General features: G+C 58.2%; 8 protein-coding genes. 4 read left to right on the forward strand and 4 right to left on the reverse strand.

The features are described 5' to 3' along the window. The first annotated feature begins 1 nt into the window (after position 1). Both J3U88_RS26600 and J3U88_RS26605 read left to right on the forward strand, forming a co-directional pair. Positions 2 to 748 (forward strand): succinate dehydrogenase/fumarate reductase iron-sulfur subunit, encoded by a 747-nt coding sequence (locus tag J3U88_RS26600; RefSeq protein WP_207862102.1) that lies wholly within the window; start codon positions 2 to 4, stop codon positions 746 to 748. A gap of 77 nt (positions 749 to 825) precedes the next feature. Further along, entirely contained in the window at positions 826 to 2,238 is a 1,413-nt protein-coding gene (locus J3U88_RS26605) for a type I 3-dehydroquinate dehydratase (protein ID WP_207862046.1), read from the forward strand. Between the two features lie 1,196 nt (positions 2,239 to 3,434). Here the strand turns inward: J3U88_RS26605 and J3U88_RS26610 are convergent. Further along, positions 3,435 to 3,689 carry a BolA/IbaG family iron-sulfur metabolism protein gene (locus J3U88_RS26610; protein ID WP_207862047.1) on the reverse strand — a complete coding sequence of 85 codons (255 nt, stop codon included), beginning with the start codon at positions 3,687 to 3,689 and terminating at the stop codon, positions 3,435 to 3,437. A gap of 571 nt (positions 3,690 to 4,260) precedes the next feature. On the opposite strand from J3U88_RS26610, the gene J3U88_RS34780 reads away from it, so the two are divergent. Then, positions 4,261 to 7,719 (forward strand): M4 family metallopeptidase, encoded by a 3,459-nt coding sequence (locus tag J3U88_RS34780; protein WP_207862048.1) that lies wholly within the window; start codon positions 4,261 to 4,263, stop codon positions 7,717 to 7,719. A gap of 100 nt (positions 7,720 to 7,819) precedes the next feature. On the opposite strand, the gene J3U88_RS26620 is transcribed toward J3U88_RS34780, so the two are convergent. Both J3U88_RS26620 and J3U88_RS26625 read right to left on the reverse strand, forming a co-directional pair. After that, complete coding sequence (locus J3U88_RS26620) at positions 7,820 to 9,901, reverse strand: hypothetical protein (RefSeq protein ID WP_207862049.1); 2,082 nt, start codon at positions 9,899 to 9,901, stop codon at positions 7,820 to 7,822. A 264-nt stretch (positions 9,902 to 10,165) separates the two neighbouring features. Then, a complete protein-coding gene (locus tag J3U88_RS26625; RefSeq protein WP_207862050.1) occupies positions 10,166 to 10,675 on the reverse strand; it encodes a type III secretion system chaperone in 510 nt (169 codons plus the stop codon). A 551-nt stretch (positions 10,676 to 11,226) separates the two neighbouring features. On the opposite strand from J3U88_RS26625, the gene J3U88_RS26630 reads away from it, so the two are divergent. Continuing rightward, positions 11,227 to 13,008: a DUF3604 domain-containing protein gene (locus tag J3U88_RS26630; RefSeq protein WP_207862051.1), complete on the forward strand. Its 1,782-nt coding sequence runs from the start codon at positions 11,227 to 11,229 to the stop codon at positions 13,006 to 13,008. On the opposite strand, the gene J3U88_RS34785 is transcribed toward J3U88_RS26630, so the two are convergent. Continuing rightward, positions 13,005 to 13,130 (reverse strand): hypothetical protein, encoded by a 126-nt coding sequence (locus J3U88_RS34785; RefSeq protein ID WP_279382616.1) that lies wholly within the window; start codon positions 13,128 to 13,130, stop codon positions 13,005 to 13,007. The genes J3U88_RS26630 and J3U88_RS34785 overlap by 4 nt on opposite strands. Positions 13,131 to 13,173: the final 43 nt, after the last annotated feature.

Consider the following 13,173-nt stretch of genomic DNA (forward strand, 5'->3'; position numbering starts at 1 on the left):
CCTGAATCTTACCTTACGGGTATGGCGTCAGAAGGGCGCCAACGGCGAAGGCAAATTCGTCGATTACCGCCTTAACGATGTGTCCACCGATTCTTCCTTCTTGGAAATGATCGATCTGCTGAACAATGATTTGGAAAGTAAGGGCGAGGAACCCATTGCTTTTGATCACGACTGCCGCGAAGGCATTTGCGGTGCCTGTAGCATGTTCATCAACGGTCAACCCCACGGACCGGAACGCGGCACCACCGCTTGTCAGTTGCACATGCGCAGTTTCGAAGACGGTGCCACCATTGTTATCGAACCCTGGCGCGCGCGGCCGTTCCCGGTCATCAAGGATTTGGTCGTTGACCGTTCCGCCTTTGACCGCATCATCGCCGCCGGCGGTTACATTTCCGCCAAAACCGGCTCGGCACCCGACGCCAACGCGATCCCCATCGCCAAGCAAGACGCCGATCTGGCCATGGACGCCGCGACCTGCATCGGCTGCGGTGCCTGTGTCGCGGCCTGTAAAAACGCCTCGGCCATGTTGTTTGTGTCCGCCAAGGTTTCGCAATTCGCATTGCTGCCCCAGGGCCGCGTGGAGCGCGCCACCCGCGTTCGCAACATGATCGATCAGATGGACACCGAGGGTTTCGGCAACTGCACCAACACCGGTGCTTGCGAAGCCGAGTGCCCCAAGGAAATCAGCTTGGCCAACATCGCCCGGCTCAACCGCGAGTGGATTCGCTCCAACTTCGTATTGGGATAAAACCACCGCCTTCCTTTTAAAAACCCTGTGGAGAGCCCGGTGTTTCGCCGGGTTTTTCCTTTTTTGGGAGTTCATTCATGTTGTGTGTTTCGCTGACCCCGCACGATTTGCCCTTTGCGCCCGCCCGCACCGACCCCGCCTTGGCCGTGGAAGTGCGTTTGGATCACTTCGACCAGGCTGTCGACGCGGCCGGCTTGCGCGCCGCAACCGCCGGCCCCCTGCTGGCCACCTTCCGAAGTGAGCATCACCTGGGCCGTGCCGCCGCCGCCGACCGTGACGGTTCCGGTTGGGAACAACGGCTTGCCTGCCTCAAGGCCGGCTTTGATTGGATTGATCTCGAGCTGGATGAAAACGATTTGGACGACAAAATCGCCGCGGTTCACGCCGCCGGTAAAAAGGTGGTGTTGTCCCATCACAGCCTGAGCGTGGGTGTGGATCTCGAACCCTTTTTGGAACGGGCCTTGGCGACGCGGGCGGATATCCTGAAAATCATTGGGACCGGAGGCGCAACGGCCGATTTTGCAACCCAGCGCCGCCTGTACCAAAGAGCGGGGACCCGGCCGTTGGTTCATTTTTTCATGGGTGCCGACTATTATGCCTCGCGGGTGCTTTCGCTGCGTTACGGCGCGCCTTTTACCTTTGTCGCCAAAAGCGAAGCCGCCGCCGTCGCGCCCGGTCAGGTGAGCATTTCACGCATGCGCGACCTGTTTGGTGATCGCGGTGGACCTTTTGAGGCCTTTGCCGTGTTGGGGCTGCCGATTGCCCATTCCCGTTCACCGGGGTACCACACGCCGCTGTTGCGCTCAATTAACCAAAACGCGTTGTTTGTGCCGCTTCCCGGCGAAACCGACGCGGATTTAGCCCTGTTGTTACAGACCTTCCCTGAATTGCGCGGGGCCGCCGTCACCAAACCCTTGAAAGAAGCCGCGGCGCGACGGGCCGACCGTTTTGTGCATCCCGAGGCCGCCGATTTAGGCGCGGTCAACACCCTGCTCCGCGACGGGAGCACCTGGTCGGCGGCCAACACGGATTACCTGGCCATGGAAACGTTGCTGGAGGATGTGGTGCCCGCGGGCCGCACCGTGCGCGTTTTGGGGTACGGCGGCTTGGGGAAAGCCGTGGTGGCGGCCTGTTTGAAATTGGGTTTGCCGGTCGAGGTAACCAATCGCTCCGCCGAAAAATGTCGGGATCTACCCGCCCAAGCGCGTTTCCTAGCGTGGGAAACGCGGCATGAAGCGGGTGCGTACGCTTTGGTGCAGGCCACCTCGGTCGGCATGGCGCCCCACGACGCGATGAGCCCGTTGGAACGGGTCCCCGAGGGGGTGGCCGTGGTGATGGAAACCATCTACAACCCCGCCGTCACCCAGCTCATGAAGCAGGCCGAGGCCGCGGGTGCGCGGGTATTGGACGGGATGCTGTTGTTCGAGAAACAGGCCGAAATTCAAAACCGTCTGTTCCGAGAAACGTTGACGGCCGATATCGGGAATTGAAGCCGGCGGGCCTGGTTCCCCCACCCGTCGAATTGCGGGGAGGCCTACCGCCGGCTCGTTATCTTTGAATGGGTGTTGATCCGGCGAACGTTGACGGGGTTGACCTTTAAAATGGGGGAATGGCTGGACGAGCATTGATCCGGTGAACGTTGACGGGGTTGACCTTTAAAATGGGGGAATGGCTGGACGAGCATTGATCCGGTGAACCCCGTTGGGGTTGACCTTTAAAATGGGGGAATGGCTGGACGAGCATTGATCCGGTGAACCCCGTTGGGGTTGACCTTTAAAACGGGGGAATGGTTGGACGAGCATTGATCCGGTGAACCCCGTTGGGGTTGACCATTTAAAATGGGGGAATGGTTGGACGAGCATTGATCCGGTGAACGTTGACGGGGTTGACCATTTAAAATGGGGGAATGGCTGGACGAGCATTGATCCGGTGAACCCCGTTGGGGTTGACCTTTAAAATGGGGGAATGGCTGGACGAGCATTGATCCGGTGAACCCCGTTGGGGTTGACCATTTAAAATGGGGGAATGGTTGGACGAGCATTGATCCGGTGAACCCCGCTGGGGTTCGCACACCGCAATCCGTGGACCATAACTAATTTAAATCGTGAACCGTAGGTGAACCACGACTGGCTGCGCTGAAGGCGCATAGGCGCCGCGGGCGCCGGTGATTTCAGCCCAGATCAAATGGTTGTGACACAACCATTTGCTCTGGGTCCACTGGGGTTCTCGTCGCGTAGACGCCGACGGCGTCGGCCACACAACAAAACCACCAAACGGCCCTAAAAATGATGGCGACCATGCAACACCCGACCGGGATCATCCCCGCGGGGTGATCATCCGCAACGCCCGTGGTGTCGGCCCCTACAGGGCCTTCCCGTTCGTGAACCCCATAGACCCAGGGTACGACCATTTTCAATGGTCGTACCCTGGGCTAACCTATTGCATCCCTTTAGGATGCGTCCAGTGTGGCCAGGCTGCGCCCGGCATTCAATCAAAGCATGGTCCAAAGATGGGGTGGTGCGGCCCGTTTCAGGGCGCGCCGGGTCAGTGCCCGTCCAAACATATTCCCTATAAAACCGATCCCCTCGGCCGGCGGCCGGTGTTCATTCAAGGAATCGTCAAAAGATGGGGTGGGGGGCAGCCCGTAACAGGGCGCGCCGGGTCAACCCAGGCTCCCGCGTGGGGGTTAATCCTCGTGGGGCCATTTCTCCAGGGTGTAGGTCGCCAGCTTCAGCGCGTGAACCTGGTTGCTGTCGATCAAATCGCGCAACGGTTTGTACACCGCTTGGTGCTGTTTCACGCGGGTCAACCCCTTAAAGTGGTCGCTGGCGATTTCTAGGTGCCAGTGATCATTGGTGCCGGTGGTGTCGACCAGGGCCATTTTTGCGTCGGGGAAGGCTTCTTTGAGGCGACCGAGTACGTTTTCTTTTAATGCGCTCACGGGTGGTGCTCCTTGTGATTGGGGGGAACCCCCCTTTTTTGGCGGCCCCTATTGTAACCTATCCCGGCCGGCGTCAAGCTTGGTGCCGGCTTAATTCTGTAACCTAAGAGGCGCGATAAGCGCGAGGGATTTTGGATAAAGGTCTGGAGCGAAATGGCTTGGAGAAAGCGAAGCCGCACCCGCTGGGTGCGGTGAGCATTTTTACAGGCCGTTGTAGCCCAGAGATTTAGTTAAAATCACCGCGACATATCGCGCTTCTTAGGTTTAAATCCCGGCTGTGCCCTCGGTGCTTAACACCCTGTCCACGCCGCCGTATGCGGGTTTCGTATCTATTTCGTTAAGAATTTGTTTAAATATCTCTCTGAAACAGCGTATCTGTCTTTACCTTCAACGAACTTTGAGAACAGGGTTCGGGTTTTCTACCTCTTTATACGGGCGCATTCCGTGGGTCTCCGTCGAATGCGCCGGCCGGAATGGTCGTTGCTTGCCTTTGGTGTACCTTTCCACGGTTTTATTTATGGTTGGATCTAGCACCCCATCCGAACACGCTGATTTTTTCTAGGAGCATTGCATGGGAAAAATGTATCGATTGTGGATCGCCGCAATCCTTGTTGTCGCGTCTCTGTCCGTCGGGCCGCTTGCCGCGGCGGATCTGCCTAACCAACGCGCCGAACTGCGCCAAAAACTCAGTTCCTCGCTTAGCAACATTCAACGCGCCCGTTACGACGAACATCGTGGTACCTTGCGCACCCTCGCCGTTCAAAACCTCGTCAACGGCACCGGCCTGGTCGGCAAACACGCCGCCGGCACCAACCCCGAGGTTTTGGCCAAAACCTTTTTGGACCAATACGCGCCGCTTGTGGGCGCCCACGCGGATTACCGTGATCTCCACAAAACCGCCGTGAAAAGCGATAGCCTGGGTTTGACGCGTCTGAGTTACGAACAAAAGCACGGTGAGGTGCCCGTCTACGGCTCCGTGCTGCATTTCTACAGCGACAGCAGCGGTCGTCTCCTGCGTGTTCAGGGCAACCTGCTACCGCTCGACGGCGTTCCCGCCCAAGCACAAATCACCGCCGACCAGGCCGCCGCGCGCGCCTTGGCCGACGTCATCGCTCGCTTCCCCGAACTCAACGAGGCCGACCTCACCATGGACACCCCGGAACTTGTCGTCCACGACACCGGCCGCGGTGCCCCTTACGCGGGCCGCATCGTGCTCGCCTGGCGGGTCCCTATGAAACGTGGGTTCCTCACGGTTGAGTCCGTGTTTGTTGAAGCCGTTAAAGGCAACGTCGTTGACCAAGTCAATGAAACCCACACCTTGGCCCGCGAGGTTTATCAAACCAACGTCAATACCGACGGTTTGGTATGGCAAGAAGGCAACGCCCAGCCTTACGCCGGCGTCGACGCGCCCGCCATCAATGAACTGATCGCCGCATCAGCCGAGACCTACAACTTCTTCGCCAGCTTAACCAATGGTGAATTCCTCTCTTGGGACGGCCAAGACAGCCCTATGCGTTCGCTGTACAATCCCGCCAACGGCGGCTGCCCCAATGCCTTTTGGGGCAACGGCACTGCCGCCTTCTGTGAAGGATTTGCCACCGACGACGTCATCGGCCACGAATTCGCGCACGGTTACGTCGAGGGCAACGGCGACTTGATTTACCGCTGGCAGTCCGGCGCCATGAACGAGTCCTACGCCGATGTCTTCGGTGAGTTCATCGATTTGCTTAACGACCGCGACGTCAACGGCGGCAATGCCTTGCGTACCCAAGACGCTTTGTCCCAATACGTCACCCCAGGGCCCGAGCTTTTTGTAGAAATCGCCGGTGGTGAAACGCGCACCTTCCGCGCGGGCGGTGCCTCTTTTGGGGCCGCGCCCACCATCGCCGGTGCTTCCGGGACCATCGTCCTGGTTGAAGACACCACCGCCAATCCCAACCAGGGTTGCGAAACCTTGGCCAACGGCGCCGCCGTTGCCGGGAACATCGCCCTGATTGATCGCGGCGAGTGTTTCTTCTCCGAGAAAGCCGCCAACGCTCAGGCCGCCGGCGCCATTGCCGTGGTGATTGTGAACGTGCAGGGCAACGAGGTTGTCAACATGTCCGGCGACGACAGCGCCAACCCCGTCACCATTCCCGTCATCTCCGTGGGTTTGGCCGACGGCAATTTCATCAAGGCCGCTTTGGCGGAAGGCGTGACCGGTTCCGTTCAAGCCGCTCAAGCCGAGGTTGAGGATTCCGCCCGTTGGGTTGTCGGTGAAGACATCGGTGGCGGTGCCGGCATGCGCGACATGTGGGTGCCCAACGCCGGTAACGATCCCGCGACCCTTACCGATCCCATTTACATGTGTGGTCCCGTTGACGTTGACAACGGCGGCGTTCACATCAACTCCGGGGTAGGTAACCGCAACGCTTCGTTGCTGGTTGACGGTGGCACCGTCAACGGTGTGACCATTCCCGCCCTGGGCATTACCAAGGTTGCCCACATTTACTTCCGCGCCTTGTCACAGTACCTCGTGTTTGACTCCGATTACCGCGACAACGCCGATGCCCTGGAACAGGCCGCCCGCGACTTGGTTGGCGTGCCGCTCAACCAAATCAGCCTGACCTCCGAGTGGCCGGGTCCCGGTGAGTCCGTCATTACCGAGCAGGATGTGGCCGCCGTCATGGCTGCCGTGGCCTACTCCGAAATGCGCGAGCTGCCCGAGTCCTGTAACTTCGCGCCCAACCTGATTGCCGCGGCGCCCGCCCTGTGCACCGAGGGTTCCAGCCGTACCTTGTTCGCCGACGACTTCGAGGGCGACGTGACTGCTTGGACCTTAACCCACGAAGGGATTTTCGAATCCTTCACCGAACGCGACTGGTCGATTGTTTCCGAACTGCCCGCCGGTCGCAACGGCAAAGGCTTTTTTGCGCCGGATGTCGGCCTGCTCAACAACTGTGGTGTCGGCGTTAACGACGAAACCGGTCGCTTGATGCTGGCCAGTCCCGCGATTGACATCGCCGACGCTTCAAACCTGCGTTTGGCTTTTGAGCACTACTTCTCAACCGAACGGGATTTCGACGGCGGCAATGTCAAAATCAGCATCGACGGTGGCGACTTCCAACTCATCCCGGCCGACGCGTTCTTGTACAACGGCTACACCGGTCCCTTCCAAATCGACAACAACTCCAACCCGCTCAACAACCAGCCCGGATTCCACGGCACCAACGACGGTACCAACCGCGGCGGCACCTGGGGCACCTCCGTGGTTGACTTGACCGGTTTGGTGACCGGCCCGGCATCGATCCAAATCCGGTTCGATTTCGGCACCGACGTTTGTCTCGGCAACGACGGCTGGTACATCGATTCTGTACGCGTTTTCCGCTGCAGCAGCTCCAGCATCGTCCACGCCGACAGCAACCGTTGGGTTCCCCACCTGACCAGCGCTACCGGTGGCTTTACCACCAGCTTGCAAATGCTCAACACCGACAGCACCGCACAAACCGTGACCCTGCAGCCCTACGCGAGCAACGGCGATCCCATCGGTGCCGTCTCCATCGAACTGGCCGCGGGTGAGCAACGCACCGTCAACGCCGGAACCCTGCTGGGTGCCGAGGCCGGCCAAGTTTCCTTGGTGGCCGATGCGACCGTGATTGTCTCCGCCGCGTACCGCATTGCGGAAGGCGCCGGCGCCAGTGCCCACGTGCGCGAATCCCAAGCCATGGGTCGTGTTTTCGAGGTACTGCCCGGCGAGCAAGATGTGGTTTTTGACGGCATGGCGCTGATCAACCGCGGCACCGAGTCCGCGCGGATCCAGGTACAAACCCTGAACGCCGCCGGCGAGGTCATCGAAACCTTCGAGGTCAACACCGCCTTGGCACCTTTTGCCAAGCAACTCGCCGTTTTCGACACCTACATCAGCGAAGACACCGTGCGCGTACGCGTGATCTCCAGCCAAGACGCGACCGCCTTGTTCCTGCGCGGCACCCGCGTCGGCGTGAACCCCGGTTACCTGTTCGAGGTTCAACCGCTGGTCATCACCCCGTAAGCAAGCAACAACAAGCGATCAACCAAACGGCCCCTCCCCAGTGAGGGGCCTTTTTGATGTGTCCCGCGGCATTGCCGGCCCGAAATGCGGGCATATGGTTTTATTCAAGCCGTTTCTTGACCTGACCCAGCTTATTGGTGATCCGACCAATCTGCTTGTTGAATTTGGTCTCTTTACCCGCCGCGGCTTTTGCGTTTGCTTCAAGTTCGCTAAGAAGCCCTTCTGCATGCTCGTAAAGGGGCCTGTCAAACCCGGCCTTTAGCAGCCCGAAGATCTCATTGGTCGTTTTCTCGAGATCGCCAATCTGTTGCGCCGGCTTTGCATTGGGGGCCGTCAAATGGAGTTTTACCTTGTGTTCGAAAAGGGTCATCTTATCGGCGGGGTTTTGGGTTTTTTCGACAAGTGTGCTCAAGAGCTGACCTTGGTGTGACGCGGTTTCGACACGGACCGAGGCGTCAACGTTATCGAGCAAGGCCATTTGGAATTTCGGCAGTTGTTCCAACGCCATTGCGATGTCCTTGCCGGTCGAGCGGGGAGAGGCCAGGGTTTGGCTGAGTTCGTTGATGACCGTTTCGCTGAGCCAGACCACATCTTCCTTCGGAACGCCTGCGAAATCGATTTTGTTCAACAAGGCGTTGGCTTGGACCGTGTCGCCCAGTTCCAATGCGGTTTTGGCGGCGTTGGTGTAATTTTTAGCCGCGGAAACCGGGGTGCTCGCTTTTTCCGCCAGGCCTTTTTGGATCGCCAAGGAAGCTTCCCACTCCTCTCGTCGGATGTCGCCGGCCCCGCCCTTGTGAAGGTCTTTGGCCTTTGCGACCAAGTCCGCGACCTCGGGTGGCTCATCCTTCATCATTTCCTTCAATGCCCATTCGCTTTCGATGGCGGTACGTTCCGTGAAATCGTTGGCATAAAGGTTCTGCTGTTCGTTGAAATCCCCGACGATGGGATTTTTGTGCACCAACGCGCGGTTCTTCAAATCGAAATTGAGCCGCTCATGAATGAGGGCAGGCGCCGTGCTTCGCCCTGGGTTATCGAGCATATCGTATTGGTAGGCATGGGTTAATTCGTGAGCCAGGGTTTTGAATATCAGGGTTGGGTCGTCGGTTTGGGCCGTGATCTTGCTGAGCATCAGGGTGTATTTCGTTTCAGCCAGTTCTCCAAAAATGGGTGCATCTTTGGATCGGTTCAGCGCATCTTTGTGTGCGTCTAATTTCAGTTCAACCTTGTTCGGATAATCGTGGGTTTCGGCGTGAAGTGCCATGAATTTTTGGATGACCTTCGTCCGATCCGCGGGTTCGAGTTGCTGCCAAATTTCGGTTGCGGGATCGAAAATTTCCTGCATCGTCGGCGTGTGTTGCGTTCCATTGATGGTGACCGGCACCGTTTCCTTCTTAAGGGCGGTCGCCAGCTTTGCCACCATTTCGAAACGCTGGGTTCGTTCTGCTGTTGCCGGATTGCCCACGCTGGGCCCCACTTTTGGTGCCAAGGCCCGCGAAAGTGCGCCGAGTGAGAAGTCGCCATTGATGGCGGCACTGGCGCCGTCCGTTTTTAGAGCACGAATCAAGCCATTGCCAAAGCCGGCCATCCCCGTGTCGATGGTGCCTCTTTTTCCGGCAGCTCCGCGTAGGTCCGAGGCATGGTCGGCGGTACGTTGGGCCAGCAGGCCGAGGATGTCGTCCGCCGATTTTCCGTGTATTTGCACAATGGCCGTGATGACTTTTTGGACCTCCCGTTTGACCAACGCCTTGTCGTTTGTCGTGAGGTTTTTGGGCCAATTCGGTGGGTTTTCTTCGAATTTATTCATGATGAGTTTGCCCACGGTTTGGGGGTTTTGGGCTTCTTTGGCCTCGATTAACTTCTGGCCCAGTTCCCGTGCGCGGGCATCGAGAAATTTGATGTCGTTACCGGTTAATCCGAGGTTCCCGATCTCCTGATCAATATTGAGATTTCTTGGCTGAAGGTCGTGTTTGGTGACCAACAAACGGGTAAAAGCCTGATCGGTGATCGTCGCGCCGTATCGCTGGGTAAGCGTGGCTTTAATTCTGTTTAAGGTTTGCGTGTTTTGGGCGTTGTTTGTTTTCGTGGCTTTAATGAGTTTCGATTTACCGGAGACCTTGGCAAAACGGTCGCCGATTTTATCAGCCATGCTGAGCATTTTTTGGTGTGTGATGACGCCGGACATAATGGATGACTCCCTTGATTCGTGAAAGACGGTTGGTTCGGTTGTTGCGCGTCGGACGGTTTTGATCGCGGGTATCGCGGGCAGGGGTTAGCGCGACCTGGCTTACGAATACGCCGGACGGCCGCTTCCGATGACGGGTTCGGTGTGTGGCTGCACCCTTCATCGTTCCGGTTTTTTGGGGCTTTTGGCTTGCTCCTAACGCAATCAAAGACAGTGTTTTGCGCTGTTCTCACGGGATCCGAGAGAATTGTGCCGAGAGGTGGATCAGGCAAATTGGGTAGGGAACAAAAGCCGCCCCATCACCGCGTTTTCGAGCTTGGCATCCTTCGCCGCGGCGCCGGTGGGCTCATCGGGTTGCCCCGCAACGCGGTGTGCCTCGGCCAGGTAGCCTCGCCAAAGTTCCGCCACTTCCATCAGTGCTTCCAGAGCTTCCTGAAACGCGACCGGTTGAAAATCGTTCAGTTGCAGGCTTCGTTGCAGCACCAGGGCTGAACATTCCTCGTCCAAGCCGAGGGTGGCGCCGCGGGTTCGGCCCTGGAACAGGTTCGAGCCGAGCGCGTACGAGAAAATGTTGAGGCGGTTTTTTTCCGGGACCACGCCCAGAATGCTAAAAGCGGTGATGGATTGGGTCTCCGGCTCAAGGTGGAAGTGGAAGCTGGTTTCGTCAGCGAAGGTGATGACCGCGAAGCCCTGTTCGTCGCCTTCGTGAAACTGAGCGTTGTGCTTGTGCGCGAACTCGGAAAGATAGGTTTCAAGAATGGGGTGGTGTTGCATCAGGGGCCGTCCTTTTTGTGTACAAAAGCGCGGCCTGGCCGTGCTCTCTTTCTTTCTGTTACACGGCAGAGTGGGGGGGGGGTGATCTATAAATTGCGTGGCGTCAGTTTGTTTGTGACTTTTGCCGCCTTTGCGTTTTTATGACGTCAAAGCTGCTGTTTCGTTCGTGTTTCTGTATCGAAATAGCCGGGGCTCTTCACGCGATAAAGGGGAATGAGCGCGGGGTGATGCTGTTTTTGCGCGGTTTTTTTGGCGGCATGACTGTGTTTTGACTTGGGGTTATCCTCGGTTATCGAGACTGGATCGGATCACCTACAACAGGGGCTTTTGGGTTGACCCTGCTAAAAACGCCTGACTAGAATGGGTTTATCAAAAGCCAAAAAGGTTGTTGAAAACCGATGATTTTGTTCCAAGCCTTGTGGCGGTCGTTGGGTTCGCAAGCGGCGTTCTGCATGGAGCCCGCGTTGTTTCCGAGCGGCACCGAACGGCGCCGGCCTGTCCTTGTTTGATCGTTAAAACGGTTCTTCGTTGATTTGACCGGGAGGAAGGTCGTGAAAGCTTTAGGATTGCTTTTTTTATTGATGTATTTGGGTCCTTTGGCGGCCGGCGAAGCGGGTGCCAAGCCCACCAAAGCCACCGCTCAGCCGGTGCAAGCGAAACAGGTTCGAGCGAAACCGGTCCTTCCTAAATCGGTCTATTTCGGCGATCTCCACATGCACAGTGGCTTCTCGTTAAACGCCGCCGGGTTTCTCACCATGAACCGTCCCCATGAGCTGTACCGATTTGCCCGCGGCGAGAAAATCAAACACACCGTTTTGGGTTATGTCCAACTGGAAACCCCGCTCGATTTTGCCGCGGTGACCGATCATCCCGCGTATTTCGGGCTGATGTCGGCGATTTTCGACAAACGCAACCCGCACTTTGTCAGTAACATTGCCGCCGAATTTCGCAAGGGTTCGGCACGCACCCGCAAGGCCGTCGAGGAGCATTTATATGGTGACAGTTTGGTTCCCGAGGCGATGCGCGCGGATGCCGCCTTTATCGCGGGTGCAGCCGATGTTTGGGAAGAAATCGTGCGCGCGGCCGACGAGGCCGATCAACACGAGGCATTTACGGCCTTTGTCGGCTATTCCTGGCGTCACGTGCGACCGCGGGAAAACGGACTCGCCGGCCTGCATCGCAATGTGATTTTTAAAGGCGCGGCACCCCTGTTACCCTGGGATTCATTCCACTATCGCGGGCCTGAAGCGCTATGGGCCCGCATGGAGGCCTTCCGCGCGCGTGGCGCCGGGGATGTCATCGCCATTCCCGTCAACGTCCACCTTAGCGGCGGCTGGATGTATGCCGCGCGCAAGGATGACGGCCTGCCCTTTGATGCGGCTTATGCGCGGCGGCGAGCACACAACGAACCCTTGATGCAGATCATGCAGAGTCGCGGTGCATCTGAAACGCACACGGCCCTGGCGCGAAACGATGCATCTGCTGATTTTGAGCTGTTGCCACCGGACGCACTGCTCCTCGGTGGGCCGAGCGGCGACCCCACCGATGCGGCGACCGGATATGCCCGCGAAGGTTTGAAGCACGGGTTAAAGCACGCCGCCGAACTGGGGCACAACCCCTTTAAACACGGGTTCGTCGGCAGCACCGGTACCCACAACGCCACTCCCGGGCGCACCTTGGAACAGGGCTACGGCGGCCATCACGGTATTATCGACAACACCGCGCCGGAACGGTTGCAGGACCGACCCCATGACAACCCCGGTGCGTTGACTGCTGTCTGGGCTACCGCCAACTCCCGCGCCGCCATCTTCGAGGCCTTGCGTCGGCGCGAGACCTACGCCACCTCGGGCACCCGACTGCGCGTGCGCTTTTTTGGTGGCTGGGATTTGGATGCGCAGGCCCATCGCCGTCCCGACATGGTGCACTATGGCTATTCGCAAGGCGTATCCATGGGGGCCGACCTACCGCAACCAGGCCCGGCCGCCAAGGAACCCGTGTTTGTGATTTGGGCCTACTGCGATACCGACTCCGCCATGTTGGACCGCGTACAGGTCGTCAAAGGCTGGCTGGACCAAGGTGAAATCAAAGAAAAAGTGTTTACCGATGTTGTCGTTGCCGCCGACAACACCACCTGCGAATTGCGCGGCACCTGGCGCGATCCGGCCTTCGACAAAAACCAAGCGGCGTTTTATTACCTGCGCGTGTTGGAGAAACCGGTCAAACGCTGGAGCGCCTACCAGGAAGAACGCACGGGCTTGGACTCCGGCAAACCCAAAATGATCCAAGAGCGTGCCTGGACCTCGCCGATTTGGTACACGCCCGCCGCGCGTTAAGAAGTATGGTCGCCGTCGGGCGCGACCAAACCGGCCGCGATTTGGCCGATGATCCCTTGCATGTGTTGAATGCCTCGATGGTCGCTGCCGCGGCGCTTGTAAGGCGCTTTGGGATTACTCATTAAAGGAGGCCGCCGCTTGTACGAAGGAATTAACCCTTAGGGG

This window comes from Acanthopleuribacter pedis (genome assembly GCF_017377855.1).
GTDB lineage: Bacteria > Acidobacteriota > Holophagae > Acanthopleuribacterales > Acanthopleuribacteraceae > Acanthopleuribacter > Acanthopleuribacter pedis.